This is a genomic window from Stieleria magnilauensis (assembly GCA_007753675.1).
GTDB lineage: Bacteria > Planctomycetota > Planctomycetia > Pirellulales > Pirellulaceae > Stieleria > Stieleria magnilauensis.
Genome location: CP036432.1, coordinates 9063245 through 9085475 on the forward strand (window position 1 = coordinate 9063245; position 22231 = coordinate 9085475).

Annotated in this window: 17 protein-coding genes; 5 read left to right on the forward strand and 12 right to left on the reverse strand. The window is 60.9% G+C overall.

What is annotated here, in order from left to right; translation table 11 throughout:
• Positions 1-43 precede the first annotated feature (43 nt).
• The gene (locus TBK1r_RS32605) at positions 44-1144 is read right to left on the reverse strand and encodes a lactonase family protein (protein ID WP_419580622.1); all 1101 of its coding nucleotides are present in this window, start codon (positions 1142-1144) and stop codon (positions 44-46) included.
• Between the two features lie 269 nt (positions 1145-1413).
• On the opposite strand from TBK1r_RS32605, the gene TBK1r_RS32610 reads away from it, so the two are divergent.
• Positions 1414-5136, forward strand: coding sequence for a DUF11 domain-containing protein (locus tag TBK1r_RS32610; RefSeq protein ID WP_145219704.1), 3723 nt, complete (start codon positions 1414-1416; stop codon positions 5134-5136).
• 276 nt (positions 5137-5412) lie between these two features.
• Entirely contained in the window at positions 5413-6282 is an 870-nt protein-coding gene (locus tag TBK1r_RS32615) for an esterase/lipase family protein (RefSeq protein WP_419580623.1), read from the forward strand.
• 181 nt (positions 6283-6463) lie between these two features.
• Here TBK1r_RS32615 and TBK1r_RS32620 read toward each other — a convergent pair whose 3' ends face one another.
• The 3 genes from TBK1r_RS32620 to cysC all read right to left on the reverse strand — a co-directional run bounded on the left by TBK1r_RS32620 (position 6464) and on the right by cysC (position 10243).
• Entirely contained in the window at positions 6464-8737 is a 2274-nt protein-coding gene (locus TBK1r_RS32620; RefSeq protein ID WP_145219708.1) for a polyribonucleotide nucleotidyltransferase, read from the reverse strand.
• A 393-nt stretch (positions 8738-9130) separates the two neighbouring features.
• A complete protein-coding gene (gene rpsO, locus TBK1r_RS32625) occupies positions 9131-9400 on the reverse strand; it encodes a 30S ribosomal protein S15 (RefSeq protein WP_095740847.1) in 270 nt (89 codons plus the stop codon).
• A 177-nt stretch (positions 9401-9577) separates the two neighbouring features.
• The gene (cysC, locus tag TBK1r_RS32630; RefSeq protein WP_145219710.1) at positions 9578-10243 is read right to left on the reverse strand and encodes an adenylyl-sulfate kinase; all 666 of its coding nucleotides are present in this window, start codon (positions 10241-10243) and stop codon (positions 9578-9580) included.
• A gap of 146 nt (positions 10244-10389) precedes the next feature.
• Here cysC and TBK1r_RS32635 point away from each other — a divergent pair, with 146 nt between their 5' ends.
• Positions 10390-10929: a Uma2 family endonuclease gene (locus TBK1r_RS32635; RefSeq protein WP_145219712.1), complete on the forward strand. Its 540-nt coding sequence runs from the start codon at positions 10390-10392 to the stop codon at positions 10927-10929.
• A gap of 64 nt (positions 10930-10993) precedes the next feature.
• Here TBK1r_RS32635 and TBK1r_RS32640 read toward each other — a convergent pair whose 3' ends face one another.
• The 7 genes from TBK1r_RS32640 to TBK1r_RS32670 form a co-directional block, all read right to left on the reverse strand.
• Positions 10994-11851, reverse strand: a complete 858-nt coding sequence (locus TBK1r_RS32640; protein ID WP_145219714.1) for an ABC transporter permease — start codon at positions 11849-11851, stop codon at positions 10994-10996.
• A gap of 5 nt (positions 11852-11856) precedes the next feature.
• Positions 11857-12666, reverse strand: coding sequence for an ABC transporter permease (locus TBK1r_RS32645; protein ID WP_145223239.1), 810 nt, complete (start codon positions 12664-12666; stop codon positions 11857-11859).
• 217 nt (positions 12667-12883) lie between these two features.
• Entirely contained in the window at positions 12884-14311 is a 1428-nt protein-coding gene (locus TBK1r_RS32650) for a sodium/glutamate symporter (RefSeq protein ID WP_145219716.1), read from the reverse strand.
• Positions 14308-15003 (reverse strand): FliO/MopB family protein, encoded by a 696-nt coding sequence (locus TBK1r_RS32655; RefSeq protein ID WP_419580624.1) that lies wholly within the window; start codon positions 15001-15003, stop codon positions 14308-14310. Before TBK1r_RS32655 ends, TBK1r_RS32650 begins: the two co-directional genes overlap by 4 nt.
• Before the next feature lie 116 nt (positions 15004-15119).
• On the reverse strand, positions 15120-15797 hold the full coding sequence (locus TBK1r_RS32660; protein ID WP_145219720.1) for a Rossmann-fold NAD(P)-binding domain-containing protein: 678 nt from the start codon (positions 15795-15797) through the stop codon (positions 15120-15122).
• On the reverse strand, positions 15794-16996 hold the full coding sequence (locus tag TBK1r_RS32665; RefSeq protein ID WP_145219722.1) for an NAD(P)/FAD-dependent oxidoreductase: 1203 nt from the start codon (positions 16994-16996) through the stop codon (positions 15794-15796). The genes TBK1r_RS32660 and TBK1r_RS32665 overlap by 4 nt, the downstream gene beginning before the upstream one ends.
• The gene (locus TBK1r_RS32670) at positions 16993-17697 is read right to left on the reverse strand and encodes a TIGR04282 family arsenosugar biosynthesis glycosyltransferase (RefSeq protein WP_145219724.1); all 705 of its coding nucleotides are present in this window, start codon (positions 17695-17697) and stop codon (positions 16993-16995) included. The genes TBK1r_RS32665 and TBK1r_RS32670 overlap by 4 nt, the downstream gene beginning before the upstream one ends.
• Positions 17698-18121: 424 nt before the next feature.
• Here TBK1r_RS32670 and TBK1r_RS32675 point away from each other — a divergent pair, with 424 nt between their 5' ends.
• Positions 18122-19690, forward strand: a complete 1569-nt coding sequence (locus TBK1r_RS32675) for a serine/threonine protein kinase (RefSeq protein WP_145219726.1) — start codon at positions 18122-18124, stop codon at positions 19688-19690.
• A 128-nt stretch (positions 19691-19818) separates the two neighbouring features.
• Positions 19819-21057: a lysophospholipid acyltransferase family protein gene (locus TBK1r_RS32680; protein WP_145219728.1), complete on the forward strand. Its 1239-nt coding sequence runs from the start codon at positions 19819-19821 to the stop codon at positions 21055-21057.
• Between the two features lie 273 nt (positions 21058-21330).
• On the opposite strand, the gene TBK1r_RS32685 is transcribed toward TBK1r_RS32680, so the two are convergent.
• Positions 21331-22224, reverse strand: coding sequence for a cysteine peptidase family C39 domain-containing protein (locus tag TBK1r_RS32685; protein ID WP_145219730.1), 894 nt, complete (start codon positions 22222-22224; stop codon positions 21331-21333).
• Positions 22225-22231 lie beyond the last annotated feature (7 nt).

A 22231-nucleotide genomic window follows, 5' to 3' on the forward strand; every position in this document is an offset into this window, starting at 1 on the left:
GCCCCATCGTTTTGCCACGCCGTTACGAACGACATCACGCCCCCTAGAACAGCACACATATCGAACTGGGGACATAGACCGCATCCCGGGTGAACTGCAACTCACCGGTGTCTTGGTTGATCTTGAAAATCGCGACCGTGTTGGAAGCTTGGCCGGCCGCCAGCAACCACTTGCCCGTCGGATCCAAGTTGAAATTCCGTGGCCACGCGCCGCGGATCGGTTCGACTTCGACCAGGCTCAGTTTGCCCGTCGATGAATCAACGGCATAAACCGTGATCGTGTCATTGCCGCGATTGGCCGCGTAGACAAACTTGCCATTGGGGTGAACGCGAATTTCAGAGGAACTGTTAAAGACCTCCTTCGCCTTGACTGCTTCGGGCAGCGTTTCAATCGTTTGGATGGGCGTCATCGTGCCGGCCTGGGCGTCGTAATCGAACACCGTGACCGAGAGCGCCAACTCGTTGAGCACATAGATCGTCTTTTCATTCGGATGGAACTTCATGTGCCGCGGTCCGCTGCCGGGAGGACAGATACCGTAACCGTGCGGCTGCAAGCTGGCGTTGTTCGTCTCCAGCTTGTAGATGACGACCTTGTCCAACCCCAGATCGGGAACAAAGGCGAAGCGATCGTCCGGAGAGGTTCCCGTCCAGTGGGCGTGCGCGGTGTCTTGACGGTTCGGGATCACGCCGGAGCCGACCGGGTGTTTTTGCAGATCGGTTCGTTTGACCAGGCTGCCCGAATCGTCCAGCGAAAAGCAAGCGGTCGAGCCCGCCCCGTACTGTGCCGACAAGACGACTTTGCCGTCCCGGCTGACCGATACATGGGCCGCGCCGCCGTCTCCGATCGGCACACTGCTGTCCTTGACCAGCGTGGCCTCACCGCCACCGCCTTCAATTCGATAGGCGACGATCGATGGCGTCCCGCCATCGCTGGCGGCGGCGTAAAGCATCTTGCCGCTGGGGTGTTTCACCAAGAATCCCGGGCTGCCGATTTCAGCCGCCAGTTCTACGTCGGTCAGCTTACCGCTGTCGGTATCGAATCGCCCATGATAAATCCCCTTGCTGAGTCCCTGTCGCGACGTCGAGGTCCCGAACCAAACATCGATGGTCTCGGCGACGGCTGGGCCAGAGAGAACGGTCGTCATGAGGAAACCTGTACAGAGCGTGAGCGATCGAATCGAGAGAGACCGAGGGCGAAGTTTCATGGGAGTGTGTTTGACGTGGGACAACGGGCAGGGGAAGACGCGAAGTGCGGTCGCGGTGTGAAACAGCAGCGGCGTGAAACCGCAGCGGCGTGAAACCGCAGCGGCCGCCAGACATTCCGCACAACCGTCAAATTCTACTCAATTGTTTCAGCGGCGATTCCGATACCGTGAATGACAAGCTCTCTTTACGCACTTCACGAGATGGACGCATGCTGCGCGGACACATCAAATCATTCGCTCTCTACTCGCTCGCCACGCTACTGGTTGCCAGTCCCGTCATGGCGGCGACTCCCGGTGACGCGTCCCGTCGAGCGGCCGCGCGAGCCACTTCCGCGCGGGAGTCGGCTCCGGAAACCACGTCGCCAAACGCGAACTCGCCGATTCGAAACGCGCTGGGTCTGCGTCCCATCGGCCAACAAGAACCGATCCGGCAAGTCGTCGGCAAGCAGCCGACGGCTCCGAAAGTCGACCCGAATCGCGGCCTGTCGCTGATTCCCAGCCTGTTCGGCGTCAACCAACGAACCGCCGCGAACAATACGAGCACTCAAGCGCGGCCTGCCCCCCGAACCTCGAATCATCAAGCGGTTCAGTCCAAGGGCATCCTGAGCGACATCTTTGGTACACGCCCCGGCGGCACCGACAACGCAGCGCGTCCGGTCGAAACTTCAGCCCCGACGGTCGATTGGCAAGGCATTCCCTACCATCAAGCGCGATCGAAATCGCCGGCCAAAGGCCCGACGCCGATTCGCGATCCGCGCCCGAATGAAACGCGATTCGGCGGCCCATCGAAACTGTCGACGCGTCCCTCGACGCCTTCACCGACCAATGCCACTCCGCGGATCAGCCCGGCGATTCCTCAGCCCCCGGCGTTGGCAGCTGCCCCGACAAGCCGTCGAACAGCTCCAGCCCAGACCGCATCCAGCCGAGTCCAACGCGACGACAACGCCGCGCTGTCGATCCTTTCGAGCAGCCGACGGTCCGGTCGCCGTGACGTGCCGACCCTCGATGCCTCCGAAATCGCCGCAGCCCAAAAAACGAGCGCTGCAAACAAGACCTTGGTGCCGAAAGTGGCCAAACGTGACGTCCCAACAGAGACCACGCCCAAACCCCAACCCAAACTGCAACCTGCAACGACGAAGCCCGCGCTGGCCAAGACCGAAACCAAACCGGTCACGCCGGCACCGGCGCCCGTCGAGCCCACGCGTCAGCCCATCGCGCCCCAAAAGACTCCGGCTGCCGACGTCGCGTTGAATCCGCAGCCCAAATCGCAACCGGCGCTCCAGCCAGCACCGCAGCCGACGCCCATTGCGACATTGCCTGAAGCGACATTGCCTGCATCCGCCAAGACCGAAACTGGCACGGGCATCACCCCCGCCGCACCGTCACAAGACAACGAGGCGAGGATCGCCGCGGCCCCGCAGCAATCTGCTCCCAAAACGGCGCCGACCGCCCCGGCGGAAGTCGCTGCCCCGGCGGATGTCGCTGCCGCAACGCAGCCCGAGCCCAGCGTTCCCACCCCATTTGCCGACGCGCCGATGCCGACGCAGCCCACACCGGTTGACATCGCGTCCACCCCGGCAACCGAAGCCGCCCCAGCGCTGACCGCGCCGGCTGCCAAACCCACAGCTGCCAAACCCGAGACGTCGACGTTGACGACGCCGGACCGGCCGACACCAGCGGCGGAACTGGCGGTGACGCCCCAACCACAGCCTGTGCCACTGTCGCCGACCCAATCGGCGCCGACCCAACCAGCAACGCCGCAACCGGCCGCGCCAACCCTGCCGGTTCCCGCCGCACCCCAGTTCGGGCCGACGGGATCCGTTGCCGGACATCGCATCGGGCCACCGGCCTCGTCGTTCCGCCCCCGTCCCCAACCGCAACCCCACGCGGCCTTGAACCCGGCACACCTGCCGTTCGGCCCCGCGGCCGCCCCGATCGGCTCGGGCGTGACCGCCAATGCCCAGACTGCAGCCGCACCGACGACGATCCCAACCGCACCGACGACGATCCCGACCGCGCCGATGACGGTTCAGCCGTATGCCCCGACGCAACCGATCTCACAAAACCCTTATATCTACGGGCACTATCCCTACCCGACGCCTCCGCAGCAGAACACTGCACCTTATGGCACGGCACAGCATAACGCGGCACCGCACGGCACAGCACAGCGTAGCGCTGCACCGATTGCCGCCCCGCAGCCCACCCCTGTCCCGCAGCGCACCGCGGTACCGCAGCTCGCGCAGCAACCGGCCATCTCCGTCGGGCCCGATCGGCACGACGCCCCAACGTTCGCACCGTCACAGACTCGTCCCGGCGGCAGCCACCTGGGCGCTCCCATGGCATCCATGCCTGCACCGTACGCCAAACCTGTCGCGGCACCGCCGCAGCCCGCGCCGCAGCAATCTGCGCCGCAGCAGCCCGCTCCGCCGGCCGCATCGGCCGTGGCGACCGATCAACCATTCCAAGCCCCGACGCAGCCCCGACCGACCGCCAGCGATGCCGCAGCGAACCAGCTTCTCGCCGGACAAACCGCTGTCGCCTCGGAACTGCCGGGACTGCGCGTGGTCACCCACGGCCCGTCCAGCGTGATCATCCGGCAAACGCATGAGTTTGAAATTCGTGTGGAGAACCGCGGTTCGATCGACGCCGAAGGATTGATGATCCGCGCCGTCGTCCCCGATTGGGCCGACATCAAGGGTCAAAGCACGACCCGCGGCGACATCGACAGCCAAGGCCTGGAAGCGGGCGACCGCTTGGTCTGGACCCTCGACACGCTGCCCGCCGGCAAGACCGAAAAACTGTTCCTGCGACTGCAAGCCCGGCAAAGCGGCACCCATCGATTGGATGTCGACTGGACCCTGACGCCCCAGTCCAGCGTCGCAAAAGTCCACGTCCGCGAGCCACTGCTGGACCTGTTGATCGAAGGCCCCGAGGAAGTTGTCTACGGCGAATCGCAAACCTACAAGGTCCGCGTACTCAACCCCGGCGACGGCCTGGCGCCCAACGTAGTGTTTACCTTGTCGCCCAATTCATCGACGCCACAAACACAGCGAATCGGTGACATCCCCAGCGGCAAAGAGGCCCAGTTCGAAGTCGAACTGACGGCCCAAGACCTCGGCGACTTGAAAATTCACGGCCTCGCTGCCGGAGACCTGGGACTGAAGGCACAAGCCGAAAAGACCATTCAGGTGTCGGCCGCCGAACTGGAAGCCGTCCTGGCCGGCCCCGAAGCGAAGTACCAAAACACCGAAGCGATCTACCACCTGCAGATCAGCAACAAGGGCAAGGCGACGTGCAAGAACGTCACCGCCAGTCTGGGGCTGCCGCCGGGAATCCACTATCAAGGCGGAATCGACGTCGCGCGAAAACAGGGCACCAAGCTGACCTGGGAAATCGACTCGCTGCCGCCGGGCGCGTCACGTGATTACGAATTCTCCTGCACGATGGTTTCGCCCGGAAAACAGACCTTCGATTTCACCGCCAACGGAAGCGCCGCAGGCAAAACGGCCGTCGCCCTGGACACCCAAGTCGAATCGATCGCCGACCTGGTGATGACCCTGCAAGACCCCGCCGCTCCGGCACCGGTCGGTTCAGAAGTCGTCTACGAAATCGTGATCAAAAATCGCGGCAGCCGCCAAGCCAACGGTGTCCGTGCGATCGCACAGTTCAGCAACGGCATCGAACCGCGTCGCATCGAAGGCCACTCGGGGCAAGTCCTGACCGGCCAAGTGCTGCTGGACCCGATCGAAACGATCCGCCCCGGCGAAGAGATTCGCATCCGTGTGATTGCCGAAGCCGAAAGCGAAGGACACCACCGTTTCCGAACCGAAATCCGCTCGGGCGAAACCGTCCTGGTGGCCGAGGAAGCGACGCAGTTCCTGAGCAAACGCGGCGAACGCGTCAGCCGACGAAGCTCCAGCAGCAGCCGCTAAGAGCAGAGGTGTTAGCGGAACGACGCGAGCGGCCTGTCGAGCACAGCCCGCACGCGTTAGCAAGGGGCGCGATCGAGCACGAGGCACCTTTTTCCAACGTCGGGCCAATTTCTCCGAAGCGATCTCCCCGGCACAGGCTCTTGCTCCCTAACACCCCAGCACGCCGCCTCTCAAACTTCCCCGACCTGTCGCATGCGAACTCTGCTCACCATCGCCCTGGCCACTTCGCTATGCTTTGAATTTCATCAGCATGTGGGCCATTCCGAGGACCCGATCATGGCGGAAACCTCCAATTTCAACGTGCCGCTGAAAACCACCCATTTCAGCCAAATCTGGACGGACCATTTGTGGCGTGATGGGTACCGCGTGCAACAAAACGCGCTGACGGGGCACTGGCGATTGATCGACGCCGACAACTACCGTCGTGCCTGGGGCAACAAGCAACAATGCGTCGATTCGCTCAATCAGAAATGCCCCAAGACCGCCCCGTCGACCGCTAAACACCACGTGATCCTGCTTCACGGATTGATGCGGACCTGTGGCAGCATGAAAGCGTTGGAAACACAACTCGCCGAAAACGAGCTCCCCCACACGATCCGATTCTCCTACGCCAGCACCCGCGGTTCGATCGGAGACCACGCCGCCGCACTGCGTGAATTGCTCGAAGACCTGCCCAGCGACGACACGTTCAGCTTTGTCGGTCACAGCATGGGAAACATTGTGGTGCGTCACCTGATCGGGGACCTGCAAGCCGATGGCGACCCGAATCAGATCCTGCCACGCTGCGAATCGATGGTCATGCTGGGGCCGCCCAACCAGGGCGCCATGATCGCCCAGCGACTGGCGCCGACCAAAGTGTTTGGCTGGGTAACCGGTCAAGGCGGCATGGAACTCGGAGCGAACTGGAAACAGCTGGCGCCCAAACTGGCCGTTCCGCCGTTCCCGTTTCACATCATCGCCGGCGATGTCACCACGCCGGTGGCCAATCCGCTCGTTGATGGCGAAGGCGACTTTGTGGTCGGGATCGAAGAAGCCAAACTCGACGGCGCCAAGAGCTTCACGACCGTCCCCGTGCTGCACAGCTTCCTGATGGACAACGCCGACGTGATGGAAAAGACGATCCAACTGCTCAAGCACGAAGCCTAGTCGTCCGTCTCAGCTCAATCTTCGGGTAGTGGACGAGGCGACGAGTCCTCTGCAGTCGGGCTATCGGCACGGACTCGTCGCCTCGTCCACTACCGCGAACCCGAAAGAGCCCCGGTTGTGACAACCGAGGCTCTTGTGGCGGGTTCATTGTTTACGTGCGTCCGTGGACGCGGTGCGGGTCTCAGTCGCGAGGCCGACGGCTGCCGCCGCCACCACCGCTTCCGCCACGCCGGCGTCCGCTGCCGCCACGACGTCGCGGGCGATCACCGTTGTCGCCATCACCACGGTCGCCGCGGTCACGATCGCCACCGCGGTCGTCGCCTTGCTCGGCAACCATCGCGGCGATCTCGTCCTCTTCGCCCAACTCTTCGAGCGCTTGACGACGACTCAGCTTGACGCGGTCGTGTTCGTCCACATCGATGACCAAGACCTTCATCGCGTCTCCGACGCGAACCACCTTGTCGATGCTGCTGATGTAGCCGCTGCTCAACTCGCTGATGTGACACAGTCCATCGCGTCCGGGCAGGATCTCGACGAACGCGCCAAAGTCTTTGATGCTGCTGACGATGCCGTCATAGATCTTGCCGATTTGGACCGTCGCGGTGCAGGCTTCGACCTGACGCATCGCTTCGGCGGCAGACTCTTTGTCGTTGCCGGCGACCAAAACCGTGCCGTCATCATCCACTTCGATCACGCACCCGGTCGTCTCTTGGATGCCACGAATGTTCTTACCGCCCGGACCGATCAAGGCACCGATCTTGTCCGACGCAATACGGGTACGCAACAGTCGTGGGGCCGTTGGAGCCGTTTCGCGGCGCGGACGCGGGATCGTCGTCAGCATCTTTCGCAAGATTTCGATGCGAGCTTCACGCGACTGTTTCAGTGTCGCGCGAATGATCTCTTCGCTAATCCCGGTGACCTTCAAGTCCAACTGGATCCCGGTGATGCCGTTTTGCGTGCCGGCGATCTTGAAGTCCATGTCGCCGAAGTGGTCTTCGCTGCCCAGGATGTCGGTCAGCAAGACGTACTCGTCTTCTGAATTACGCACCAGACCGACCGAGATTCCGGCGACCGGGTTGCTGATCGGGACACCCGAGGCCATCAGGGCCAAGGTGGCACCGCAAACCGACGCCATCGAGCTACTGCCGTTGGACTCGGTGATGTCACTGATCACGCGGACGGTGTAGGGGAATTCATCGGCGGCCGGAAGCACCGGCGCGACGCTGCGTTCGGCCAGGCAACCGTGCCCGATCTCACGACGGCCCGGTCCACGGATCGGTCGACATTCGCCGACAGAAAAGGAGGGGAAGTTGTAGTCGAGCATGAACTTCTTGCTGAACTCGTCGTGCAATCCGTCGACTCGCTGTTCGTCACGCGCCGTCCCCAGCGCCACCGTGATCAACGCTTGCGTTTCACCACGCTGGAACACGGCCGAGCCATGGACACGGGGCAGAACGTCGGTTTCGCAGTGGATCTGACGCAAGCTGGTGTTGTCGCGGCCGTCCGGTCGGGTTCCGGCGACAATCAGGTCACGAGCCACCTTGCCCTCCAGATCGTGCCAAACCGACTTGAATCGCTTGGTGCAAATCGCGCCTTCGGCGTTCGGATCGGGAATCATTTCGGCCATCGCTTTGTCACGCAGTGCACTGACGGCGGCGGCGCGTTCTTGCTTGCCCGAGGTTTGCATCGCGGCTTTGAATTCGTCGTAATAACGCGACGAAATTTGGTCCATCAAGCCGTCATCTTCCGGCGGCGTGTATTCGACCTTTTGCGGGTTGACCTTCTGGTACAGCTCGTCTTGAAGATCAATCACGTCGCGGATCGCGGCGTGGGCGAACTGAATCGCCTCCATCATTTCTTCTTCCGGCATCTCGTTGGCGAAACCTTCGATCATCGCCACCTGCTCGCGCGAGCCGCTGACGATCATGTCCAGTTCGCTTTCTTCCAGATCCGAATTGCTCGGGAAAGCGACCAGTTGTCCGTCGACCTTGCCGACGCGGACCGAAGCGATCGGCCCCAGGAAGGGCAACGGGCTGATGTGCAGCGCCGCACCGGCTCCATTCATCGCCAACACGTCGCCGTCGTTTTCCTGGTCACTGGCGACGACAAATGCCTGGACCTGAACCTCGTCCATGAAACCTTCCGGCCACAGCGGACGAATCGGTCGGTCCATCAATCGCGAACTCAAAATCTCTTTCGTCGACGGGCGGCCTTCACGCTTCAAAAACCCGCCGGGGAATTTCCCGGCCGCCGCGAATCGTTCGCGGTAATCACACATCAAGGGGAAAAAATCGATTCCCTGTCGCGGGGTACCGCTGGCCGCAGCGACCAGAACGACGGTCTCACCGTACTGAACCAACACTGCACCGGCGGCTTGCTTCGCCAATTGACCGGTTTCGAACGACAACACATGGCGTCCGATTTTCTTTTCGACGCGAACTTTATTCACAGTCACTTTACTTTCCTTCCTGCAACTACAACTACAACAAAATTACTCCGGTGACCGACCGGCCCGATTGCCCGCGGGTGCCCGAAGTCATGAACGATGATTGAACCGTTTTCGACCAACAGATCGAAATTAGAACACCCCCGATGCGAATTGACACTCGCCGGCACGGTCCGACGCCAGCGAGCACGATCAGGCGCGATAGAGAAAAGGTCCTGTCCTGGTGGGGAATAGGTCGCAATCACCCACGACAGCGGCAAGCACAGCGCTTGCCGGAACCCGCCCGGCGATTGGCATCGAGGCCTTCCGGGCGTGAAGAAGAAAGCGAGAAATCAATCTCAGGTCGCCGCGATGGCGACTCTTGGCCGAAGCCTTCGTCACGCCAGAGCGGCCGAACCCGGGCTACTTACGGATGCCCAGCTTTCCGATGATATCGAGGTACCTCTGCGGGTCTTCCCCGCGGACGTAATCAAGCAAGCGACGTCGACGGCTGACCAAACCGAGCAATCCGCGACGCGACGCGTAATCTTTGTTGTGCGTCCGCATGTGCTCGGTCAGACCGTTGATTCGCTCGGTCAAAATCGCGATCTGAACCTCGGGAGACCCAGAATCGCCGTCATTTGCACCGTGTTCTTTGATGACTTCAGCTTTTCGCTGCTTCGAAATCGTCATTTCGTACTTACTTTCAAACCAATTTATTGTTTCGTGTCTGATTTACGGTCCGGTAGTTTACCGACACCGCCCAATACCGCAACGGCAAATTTTGTGGGCATCAAGTTCAAGTTTCGAGTTTCAGGTTTCACAGCACACTTGAAACTTGAAACCTGAAACTCCCCCTTGAAATGCCCCCTAAAACACCCCTTTCCCGACCAACCACTCCCGCACTTGACCGGCCATCGCCTCGACACTCTCGCCTGCCCCCCCGTCCAGGCGAATCTCCGGTGACTCGGGGGATTCGTAGGGATCGCTGATTCCGGTGAAATGCTTGATCTCGCCCGCCCGAGCCTTCTTGTACAAACCTTTTGGATCCCGCGCCTCGCACACCTCCAACGGCGTGTCGACAAACACCTCCACGAAATCACTCGCCCGCCCCGCCTGGGCGACGATCTTTCGCACCCGGTCGCGGTCTCGACGATAAGGGCTGACGAACGCCGTCAAGGTGATCAACCCCGCCGAAGCCATCAGCGCCGCCACGTTGCCGATCCGCCGGATGTTTTCCTCTCGATCCACGGCGCCAAACCCCAAACCGAACCGCTCCGCAAATTCCGCCCCATGCTCGGGCTCCAACACCGCCGGCGGCGCACACAACCCGTGACGCACGTTGTCGCCATCGAGTAACGTCGTCGCCCGTCCCTCGGACACCAACATCGCGTCCAACGCGTTGGCAATCGTGCTCTTGCCACACCCGCTCAGCCCCGTGAACCAAATCACACAGCCCTGCTGCCCGAGCTGACGCTCACGCTGCTCGCGATCCACACTGTGCTGGTGCCAAACGATGTCTTTCGAAACGTCCATCTGTTTTTCCTTGTCGCTGTCTCTCGTACCGCACCGGTCAGCGTACTCGACGCCGCCCAACTCCTCCACCATCTCGCACGCTAACGAGCCCTGGATGGCGTCGCTACAATGGAGCTGCTTCAACACCTGCCCCCCAGGATTCACTGATGTCCGCCGCAGCAAAGTACCTTCCCTCGTACACCCTGGAAGATTACCAGCGATGGGAAGGGGACTGGGAACTCTGGAACGGGATTCCGATCTCGATGAGCCCCAGCCCGTTCGGAAAACACCAAATGGTGCTTGTCAATTTGGTCTCAGAATTACGACTCGCACTACGCTCGGTCAACTGCGATGCGACGGCGTTGTGTGAAATCGACTGGATCATCGCAGACGATACCGTCGTCCGCCCTGATGCATTAGTCGTCTGCGGCCCGCCCCCAAACGGCCATGTCAGAACGACGCCGGCGATCGTTGCAGAAATCCTTTCACCCGCCACGGCCGATCGTGACCGGACTCATAAAAAATCCCTCTATCAACAAGCCGGCGTGGGCATTTATTTGATCCTCGACCCTGAAGCAGAATCCGTCGAAGCCTTTCGACTCACGGCCAAAGAGTTTGAAAACCTGGACGCATCGATCGAATGGTCGTTTTCCCTTTGCGACTGTTGCAGCATCACACTGGATCCAACCACCTTCTTCAAACGCTAGAGACGAATAGGCCTGTCGATTGAAGCCCGCACGCGTGAGCAAGGGGCCACGCGTCGTCCCGCGCTCAGGAACTGGCGCTGCGGTAACTCAGCAAACTCTTGCGAAACATCCAGCGACTGGCCCACAGACTGAACACGGTCATCACCGCCGCCCAAACGATGTACCACCCCGAGCCCTCTTCGCGGGCGACCAACGGATCAGCCAAAATTCGGGCCGGAACGTTCACCACCAACAGGATCGGGATCACAAACGTGAATAGACCGAACAGGGGCTTGCCCAAGTAGCCGCGGTTGTAAATCTCCATCGGATAGCGGCTGAAATTGGTGATGTAAAACCAAAAATTATACAGCGACTGATTGCGCCCCAACCAAACACTCGTCGCACTCAACGCGATCATCACGCTGTACATGATGAAGATCCCACAGAGCAGAAACACGACGTACAGCAACACGGACAACAGCGACGGCACCATCGGATCGACCTCGCGATGGGCCAGATTCCAGAGCGAGACCGCGGCGATCACCCCGCCGGCAAAAAAGTTCGACAATTGACTCCAATCGACCCGCCGAAACGAAATCAGAAACTGTGTATCGATCGGCTTCAATAACGCAAAATCCAATCCGCCGGTTCGAATCATCTCGCTGAATTCCTGGGCATTGGGCATAAAAAACGCCTGCACCAACGAATTGATGAACCAGGTCGTCGCGATGAACAAAAAGAATCGATCGCGGTCCCACCCCGTGCCCTCTCCGATCGAACCGGTGTGTTCGAAGATGATCAAGTAGAAACCGACGTTCATCGCCGTCCAGCCCAGGCTGCTGACGCACTGCAAGAAAAAGTTCAAACGAAACGTCATGTCACGCACCAGACTGTTCCGCGCGAAGGTCGCAAACACGCGGCCATACCGGCGTAGCTCTTCCATCGAACTCAACCTCCAAAACCGCTGTAGCGTTTGACCCCACGCGCATAGGCGACGCGGCACAAGATGATGAAGAACACCAGCCACCCGGCCTCAATCCACATTTCCATAGCAAGCTCGTCCTCGGGAATCTTCTCCAGGAAGATCGCCGCCGGGAAATAGGCCAGGTACTTGAACGGCAACCAATTCACCACCGTCAACACGCTCTCAGGCAACATCGTCAACGGGAACATGTGACCGGACAGAAAGAAGCTGAACAACATGATCACGAACAGCAACGAACTGACTTCTAAGAACCAGAACCCGATCATCCCGATCGTCGCTTCCAGGAAAAAACCGATCAGAAACCCCATCACCAACGAACCGCAAAACGCCAAGAAAACCGGCAGGCTCGGCCAACCGCCGACGAAGTAATCTCGCGCCAGAAAAAACACCAACGCGAACGGGGCGACCGCGATCGCATAATAGGCCAACTTGTGAGCCACGCGGGTGATCAGCAGAAACGCGATCAAATCGATCGGCTGGATCAGAAATCGCTTCACTTCACCTTCGCGGATTTGCTGGGCAATGCCCGACGCCAATCCCGGCATACTGGAAAACGCGCGGGCGATCATCGTCAGCAAGTAATACGCCACCATGTCGCGGAAACCAAATCCTCCGATCTCCGCCGCCGAATCCCCCTCGGGATCCCCGATCGAATCAAACACGGCGTACCACAAAAAGATCTGAGTGATGATCGGCAGGAAACGCATCAGCGTGCCGAGCGCGAAATCGCCGCGATACACCAAACGTTCACCTAACGATGTCTTCAAGATCATCCACCAAACCGCGACCCGGTGCCCAAACGTGGGGGCCGGCAGCGGCGGAAAGTCGTCGGCGGTCACAGAAGCGGCAGACAAAACAAACTCCGAAGAACAAGGGAAACGATCGACATGTTCTAACCATCCGGCTCCCCTTCGCGAAGGACCGTTGGTCAGCCAAGGTCCTCCCCACCCGGTGGCCCAAGCTTCCAGCTTGCGACTCCTCCCCAATGCCTTAACGCTTCGCACGCCCCAAATGCCGCCCCACCAAAACGAGCACCAAGACGACCGCACCGACTCCCAACGCCGGCCAAGCGATGGACACGCGTTCCAACATCACCAGCGGTAACGCGATCGTCAAAATCCCGCCGCCGATGAACGGTGCCGACAGCGGTGCCGCGAGCGCATAGTCGCTCGCCGCGCCCGTTTTCAGTTCCGGATCGACGACACGCAGCAACACAAACCCCGTCGCCGTCGTGCCGGTCGACATGCCGTAGTTGATCAACGCGAGTGGAAACCAGTGCTCTCCAGGCAATACCCAGCGAGACAGGACCATCAAACAGATCGCCGTCCAAATTGCCCCACAAACAAACAAAATCGAAAACGGCCCGATCAATGCCGCCACGGCACTGAGCTTCAACGACGTGATCGCGGCGACCACCAACACCTCCATCGCCGTCGAACTGAGCCGCTCGATGGTCGCCGAATCGACGCGATGGGATTGCCCCAGAGCGCGCAGGACGCGGCGAACCAGCCAGCCGCCGAACATCGTGTAGATGAACAGGGGAAAATCCATCACGTTGCTCGCCGCCATCCGCTTGGACAACTCTGCGTCGGCGCCCTTGGCCCCCGAAGCCGCCCCGGCACCGAGCGCCACGTCGATTTGCCCGGCCAGCGCCAGCACGGCCGTCTGCATCAGCATTCCCACACCGACGGCCAAGGCGACCCAGACGATCTGCAACAGCAGCGGGTCGATCGCGTCCGATGACGTGGTCTGAAACCCGATCGGCTGCTTTTCTTGCGTTGCGCTCGGCGAGGAAGATTCCGCCGAATCACCGCGCAACCATCCCAGCCGCGCGGCCACGTTGATCCAGAAAATACCGCTGACGACGCCATACACCAGCCCGCACGTCGCCATCAGCAACCCCAGATCCAATCCGGCCTCCAAGCCAACTTGTGGGCTGCTGAACACCTGCCCCATCGCCGCCGCCGTGCCGTGACCTCCGGCGAAACCCGTTTCGATCAACATGCCAAACGAGTTGGGCACGTCATAGAGCGGCTGGATCAACAACCACGTCGCCCACAATCCGACCATCGTTTCGCCGAGCACGATGATCCAGACCATCAATCCCTGGCGGCCCACGCGTCGCGCGGTGGAATCATCGTGCGGTCGTGGGCTGCCGCCGGATTGCTGCAACATCATCGCCGCAAACACCACGGCGATCAGCGGTCCCGGCCAACTGGCCAACGTCGCATTGACCTCCGCCGTCTCCGCCGCGATGACGTCGCCACCCCATCGCCCCAGCAACGTGACCGTCGTTAACCCCACAAACCCGGCAACGACTGACCCTGGAATGAACAGCACCCGCAAGGCAGCGATCGATTGCCGCAAGACGACACCGACCAACAACAGAATCGCAACGGCCAGAATCGCCCAACTCATCCGGCGGCCAAATCGCGACGCGACGATTCCACGCCGCCCCGATCCATCCCACCGGGATAAGCGGTCCGTCGTCCAACGATCTCCGGTCGTCCCAAACACCGATTGGTCAATCGAGCGACCTCGTCCGGTTCCGTGATCTCCGAAAGAGTCTGGGGGTCACCGCTCGGGGTCTGCCCGATCACCAGAATGCGAGCCCCCACCTTCAGAAACGTCACACGTGTTTTGGCGTCGATCGCCGCACTGCCGAGATTTCGCAGCACATCCTCGGGCAACGCGCCGGCCAGTGTTCCAGACGAACCATAACGACGTGAAATCCAAACCAGCCCGCCGAAAACCGCCAGCACCACCAACAGCGAACTGACCGTCGTCACGACCGGCCCGGCCAACGTGCCTCCCGCCGCCTGCCCATCGTCCGCCGCGGCGTCTCCAGAAACCACCAAGGCGGGGAACGCATCGGCCGCATCACGATCGGCAGACGTCTGATCGCCCGATGTATGATCGCCCGATGTATGATCGCCAAACGCGACAGTCGACGCACGCTCAGGAACCGTCGCGACGGGGTTGCGATAGACCGAATGACCCTGCGGCCGCTCTTGTGCGTGGGCGATGGTTGTGCCCAACGACAGCACAAAGCAATGCGACAGCACCAACGCGGCGAAACAAACTGAAACGCGAAACAGGGGATTTACCATTGGATCCATTCGTCGGTTGAACTCAGCCGTAGGATGCGACGCGATCGAACGGTCCTGGACGCCGGTCCGGCTACCGCTTTATCTCGCCTAAATCGCCCGATAAATCAAGTGCAGTCTCATCCGCGTCGGGGCTGGTACAGGTCCAGATCCGCCCGTCCGCCCAGCGCGGCGTAGACGGCCACGATTTCTTTCAGCCCGCCCCAAAAGTCCACTTCGGCATCGCCCGTTTGCTGCCGGCCGACTGCAAACAGGTAATCCGCGGGCAGAGCAAACGACCGGCTGATCTCCTCGCTTTCGGCGCCGGTTGCCACGATAACGGCTTCAAAGTCGGCCGACGTCCCGTCATCGAGCGTCAGCTGAAAATCTGGTGGCACGTCGTCGTCGTCATCCCCCGTTTCTTCGGCCGCTTCGTCCTCCGCACCGGCAGACACCAGCCCCATCGCCGTCACACGGACGGGACAGCGGAGGCGACCGCGGAGCAAATCGGTTTCCGTCAACGGCAACCAGACCCGGTCGATCCATTCGCCGATCGACAACGGCAACGGCTGAGGGTCGGCATCGCCGGCCTGAGCTTCCAACGCCCCCCTGGCCAACGGTGAAACACATCGATCGGGCATCATCGGGATCGGCTCGTCACGCTTTCCGGCGACCGAATGGGCCACCGCCACCGCCTCAAACAGCGTCACGTCATAACCCAGAAAGCGACCATAGAGCGCCGCTTCGATGCCCAGCGGCCCGGCACCGATCACGGCGATCGATCCAGGCGGTTCCAATGTAGCGGTTACGTCAGTCATTTTGTCTCCATGAAAAAGGGGTCCGATTGCTGTTTGCCGACGGAAAACGGTTGCAGGTCGATCGTCGGCTGGTCACCGGCCATCGCGTCGGCCAGGCACGTGGCGGTCCCGGGCGAAAGATGAATGCCGCTGCGGAAATGTCCCGTCGCAACAAAGATCGAATCGCTGTCGGGCAATTTGCCACAGATCGGGAATCCGTCAAACGTCAACGGCCGCAGACCAGACCAGGCCCCCAGCTCTCGTGCTCGTTTTAGCTGCGGACAAACACGGTGAGCAAACTCGCGAAACTCCGCAAGCATCGCCGGCGTCGTCCCGCGTTGAAACCCCACCTCTTCTTCGCACGAACCGACCAGCACGGCTCCGTCGCGCCGGGGAACAAAATAGCGTTGCCCCAGATTGATCACACTCGACAGAACCGGCGTCTCGGTTTTCAGCAGCAACACCTGACCGCGGACCGGCACCAAACTGGTCGCCAGCTTCAACCGCTCGGCCATCAAACCGCTCCACGTGCCGCCACAAACCACCACCTGCCCGGCGTGCACCTGACGCCGCGGCTGACGCCGACCTTCCACCGAAATCGTCACGTCCGCCCCGACTTCGCTGAGATCAACCACACTCGACTGATCCAGGAACGTCACCCCCAATCGATCACAGGCGCCGATCAAGGCTTGCAAGAACAGCGGCGGACAAATCTGGTATTCATCGGGCACCCACCAGGCCCTGGCACGCGGCGTGTTTTCGGCCCAACTCGCCAGCGCCGGCTCGGCCGCACTCAACTCTTCGAGCGGCCTCTCCTGGCACTCGATCGACAACTCACGCCAGAACGAAACCATGCCCACCATCGATGCGGTCTCACCGGCCGTGTCCGACAGATACCATCCGCCGCAGCGCGCCAGTTGTGAATCCACACCGGACTCCGCCTTCAACCGTTCCACCAGCTCGGGAAACAGCCGGTGACTGAGCCCGCGCAGTCGATCCATCGGGTCGGTCGCACTGTCGAAATTGGCCGGCGGAAGAATGCCCGCCGCAGCCCACGACGTGGCGGATCGAAACGGCGTTTGGATCGAACAGGCATCGGTTTCCACGGCGACCAATCGGTCCCGATCGATGACCGTCACCGTCCGGCCGCGACGGGCCAATTCATAAGCGACTGTTAATCCGATGGCCCCGGCGCCGATCACCACCACGTCCGTCTTCATGCCATCCCCCGCTGCGACACGGCTTGTTCGACGGTCCGATACAGTGACGGGTAACGCGTCTCGCCTGCGCACTGGTTCAATTGATTCGCCAAGTGCTGCAACTCCTTGATCGTGTCGACATCTTCCATCGGGGGTAACGTTGCCAGACGTAAGCCAGCCTGCTCGGCGCGGTGACACGTCAGATCGAACACCGAATCACTGCTCCAAGGCATCTCGTCCATCAACCCCTGATACACATCCCGCCACGGGCCTTTCAAACCGATCAAGTAATAACCGCCATCGATCGCCGGCCCCAGAACCACGTCGTGCTCCCCGAGCAACGCTCCGGCCCGGTCGACAACCGCAGCATCCAACAGGGGGCAATCGGCACCGACCAGGACCCGATCGACATCCGATTCGGTGGCTTGCATGAACCACGCTTTCATCCGAGCCCCCAGATCACCTTCGGCCTGGAACGCGATCCCCCAGCCGTCGGGCAACAGCGCCGCAAAATCGGCTTGCCGCTCGCGGGGCGTGATCACAAACGAACGCTCTTCCGCGACGGCGGCCAGCTGCCTGGCCAGATGCTGACAGAACGCCCGATGCACGTCGGCCGCTTGGCGCATCCCGATGGCGGCACCCAGCCGGGTTTTCACCTGTCCCGACGCCCAGTACTTGGCCATCACGCCGAGAATCAGTTTTCGGCCAGAACTTCGATGCATCCAAACCAACGGCTTCGAGAGGGGTGGTGAAGGGTCACGCAGACGGAAAGACAACGTGCATTATCCGCCCCCAGGCGTTCTTGAGCACCCCAGGGAAACGTGACCGGACGAATTCTCAAGCCGACGAGACATCCGTCCCCGGCCCATCTCAACCGCTAAAACCAAACCTCGCGTGACATTAACCGCGTCAGATTCCCTCTGTTTGGTGTGATTGTTGCTGTCAATGCGGTTACCATACGAGTTGGGCGTGACTGGACGTCGCAGCAACTTAATTTGTGAAAATCATTTTCCGATTTTCCGCGTTCCTCTCCAATGAGGCCCGCAAGTTGCGTAGACTTCTCGTCTCGCCAAAATTGATACCCTGGAAAATCTGGCACGCTGAACCACGAATCCTGGTGTCGCCAGACCACCAACACGGTCACTTATGTCGGAACCGTCGCCCCACAAGTTTCTTGAGCTGGTCGAGAAAAGCCGCCTGGTTGACCCAGTCAAAATGAAGCGGTTGCTGGAGAAGGTTCGCGAACACTACGACGGCGGGTTGCCGGCAGACGCAAAGACGCTGGCCCGACTGTTCGTCAAGAACGGCTTGCTGACCGAGTGGCACAACGAAAAGCTACTCAACGGAAAATACAAGGGCTTCTTCTTAGGCAAGTACAAACTGCTCGGCCACATCGGCACCGGCGGGATGAGCAGCGTCTATCTGGCCGAACACACCAAGCTACATGATCGTCGCGCGATCAAGGTGTTGCCCAAGAAACGAGTCTCGGATTCGTCGTATCTGGCCAGGTTTCAACTCGAAGCCAAAGCGATCGCATCGCTGAACCATCCGAACATCGTGCTGGCCTACGACATCGACAACGAAGGCGATGTGCACTACATCGTGATGGAATACGTCGACGGTCTGGATCTGCAAGCGCTGGTCAAACGCGACGGCGCCCTGGATCCGTCAACGGCAGCCGAAGTGATCGGGCAAGCCGCCCGCGGTTTGGCCCACGCCCATTCCAAAGGCGTGATCCACCGCGATGTCAAACCGGCCAACCTGCTGCTCGATTCCTCCCACACCGTTCGCCTGCTCGACATGGGGCTTGCGCTGATGGGGGCTGAGGAAGACGAATCGCTGACGGTGGCCAACAACGAAAACGTCCTCGGCACCGCGGATTACCTCGCCCCCGAACAAGCCCTCAACAGCCATACCGTCGATCATCGTGCGGACATCTACGGACTCGGATGCACGATGTACTTTCTGTTGACCGGTCAACCGCCGTTCAACCAAGGCACGTTGGCCCAGCGGATCGCGATGCATCAAAAAGAGATGCCCAAACCGATCCGGGAAATCCAACGCAATGTCCCCGGCGAACTGGAGGGCATTTGCGTGAAGATGATCCAAAAGGATCCCAAGTATCGCTACCAATCAGCGACCGACGTGGCCGAAGTCCTGGAACGATTCGTCGCCAAAGTTCCCCGCGGCCAAAAAGTCACCATCGGTCTGGGCGAACTGCCGGACCTCGACGGAGACGGGTCGTCATCGATCTCGCTGGACGACAACGACGTTCGCCCCAACCAGGGCGGCGACACGCTGTCCAACAAAAACGACGACACGCTGGCCAGCAGCCGCAGTCGCCTGATCCGCGGCGAAGGATTAAGCGCCAACGACAGCGGAAAGATGGTCAACGTGAAACGCTCCAAGATCGACTTCAATGACAACAGCTTCTTAGACCTGCAAGTCGAATCGGGCTACGGCGGGGCGACCGCTCGGCCAACCCCGGCCGCGAAACCGAAATCGGCGATCGGCAAGCGACCGCACTACCCCGAACGCAGCGAAGGGCGTTCCAGCGTTCATGTCGGAAGTGAATCCGATGTGCATCGAGCCGATAGCCGAAAGCCGGCCAAAGAAAAAGGCGTCGATAAAGTGCTGATCGCCGCCCTCTTGGTCGCCTTCTTTATCGTGGCGGTCGGGCTGGGGGTTTTCCTCGGCCGCGTCACGGGACCGTAATGGCCAGCGGCGGACGGGCTCTCTAAACTTTCGATCACAAGCATCGAACCGTTCGCAGCACGCCCGCGCCGACGCTTCGAACCTGCGTCCGCCAAACTTCCGCCTCCGCCCCAGATTCCCCAGCGCCGATGACCGTCGTTTTCGAGCGTCCGTACGAATTCGTCCCTCCCTTCCGAGGCACGCTGTGGCCCTGGCTGATCCAGCGGCTGCGTTTGTACGATCGCTATTTGAAACGCAAAGAAGGCGTGGTCGACTACGAATTGCGTGGCACCGAGCACCTCAAGCAGTCCCTGGATGCCGAACACGGCGTGCTGCTGGCGCCGAATCACTGCCGTTACGCCGATCCGCTGGTCATGGGTTGGCCGGCACGACAACTGGGCATCCATGTGCACGCGATGGCGTCCTGGCACCTGTTCAACGAAGGCCGTTTCGACCGCTTTGCGCTGCGACGCATGGGAGCGTTCAGCATTTTTCGCGAAGGCAACGATCGGCAATCACTCGAAACCGCAATCGACATCCTGGTCGAAGGCCGACGGCCGTTGATCATCTTCCCCGAAGGCACCACCAACCGCACCAACGACCAGCTAAAACCATTGCTCGACGGCGTCGCCTTCATCGCCCGGACCGCCGCCAAACGCCGCGCCAAGCGTCACGCCGACCCGGCCCAACCCGCCGCAGCGGGCAGCGGACAAGTCGTCGTCCATCCGGTCGCCATCAAGTACCTGTGCCTGGAAAAAATCGACCGCTGGGCGACGCAGCAATTGGACCAATTCGAACTGCGTCTCGGTTGGAAACTGATGCCCCGCCGCAGCATTCGCGAACGCACCGTTCAACTCGCTGAAGCCCTGTTGGCGCTCAAAGAAGTCCAGTACTTCGGCCATTCCAACGGCGGCGACTTATCCACACGACGAGACAACTTGATCGCACACGTCCTGTCGTCCACCGAAGCCCAGATGAAACTGGACCAACCGTCCAAGGAAACCCGCGAACGCGTCCGGCTGATTCGCTCCACCGCGTCCTCGCGTTATTTCGATAACGGTGCTGATCCCTCCACCGCGACCGAATTGAAACGCTGTGTCCTCGCGGCCGATTTTGCCCAAGACCTCTCGTCCTATCCCGATAGCTACCTGATGCCCGATCAGGTGACCGACACCCGCATCGTCGAAACCATCCAGCGGATGCAAGAAACCGTCAACGGAAACGCCGATCACACGATTCCATTGAAGGCGGTCATCGAATTCGCACCGGCCATCGAAGTCGACACGCGACGGGCCCCCAAAGGCCAGCGTGACCCGCTGATGCAATCACTCGAAGACGAACTCACCACGCGACTAGCGAAACTCGCCACCGAAGCGAGAAAGCTCTAATCCGCGCACGTTGGTGTCCAGGCTTCAGCCCAACTCAGCCAAGTCAAGCGTCGTACTTTCTAGCATGGGCCCCGTCGGCTTCTCTAGCGTGGGCCCGTAGGCTCGCGCCAAACGGCTGATCATCGTTTGATATCAGCCGGTTCGCGCCAGCGCCCGGGCGCCACCATTGAAGTTAGCTCAGCGGTATTGGGCTTCTCCCGCCCCGACTCGCAGCGCCGCGGGGGCGATGTCCTCAACCCCGCGAAAACATCTTCGAAACGATCACGCCGAAGACTAGGATTCGCGACGCACCAAACGCACCGCTTCTCCACGCCACAAGATCTCAAGATCCTGCTTCGCCCAACGCTCGCGGCCGATCGACGGATCACCGACTTCGACCCCGCCATCCTCGGCCGGTCCGTACAAGACGACACTGTGCCGAAACCCTCGCGGCCAACCATAGTCCTTGATGTAGCGTGATTCGACTTCGGGTGAGGCAACGGTTCCGAACCGCGGAAACCCGACCAGGATCAAGCAGGGGAAAAGGTCGTCGCGATGTTCACGGCTGAGCAGATCCTCCAGCGTCACGTCCATCACTTCCGGCTCCAGATCCGTCTTGGCCGTCGCCAGCCGCAGCCCGCGCCACAGCCCCAACGAAGTCGTCCCGAGCGCGTCGGTCAAACACCATTGCACGAGTTGATGTTCTTCGGCATCGATCCCATTGGCTTTCAACAACGTTGCCGCCGCCGCAGGGCTGCACGTCACGCTGCCGGATTGTTGACACACGTCGTGCCCCAGCCAAACCGTGTTCATGCTGTGCCGCACCGGGCGAATCACCGGCTGGACGATCGGCTGCAACAGCATCGCGGTGGCGAACACACCCAGCACCAACGATAACCCACCGCGCCGCCACAGCGGACGATTGGGGATCGCCAGCGCTGCCGCCGACGCCACGCACAAGAAGATCGGCGCAAAATTGGTCCACACGATCGCGGCGGTCAACGGAACGAAACGGGCCCACGTCAACATGCCATTGAAAAAGTACACGTAGCCGGCGGCCGAAAGCACTGAAACACACAACACCACGCTGGACAGACGGGATTCGCGCTTCATCCGTAACGCAACCAACCATCCGATCACCAGACACAGACAGATCATGACCGAAGTCGCGATGACGAGATCCAGCATGGACACC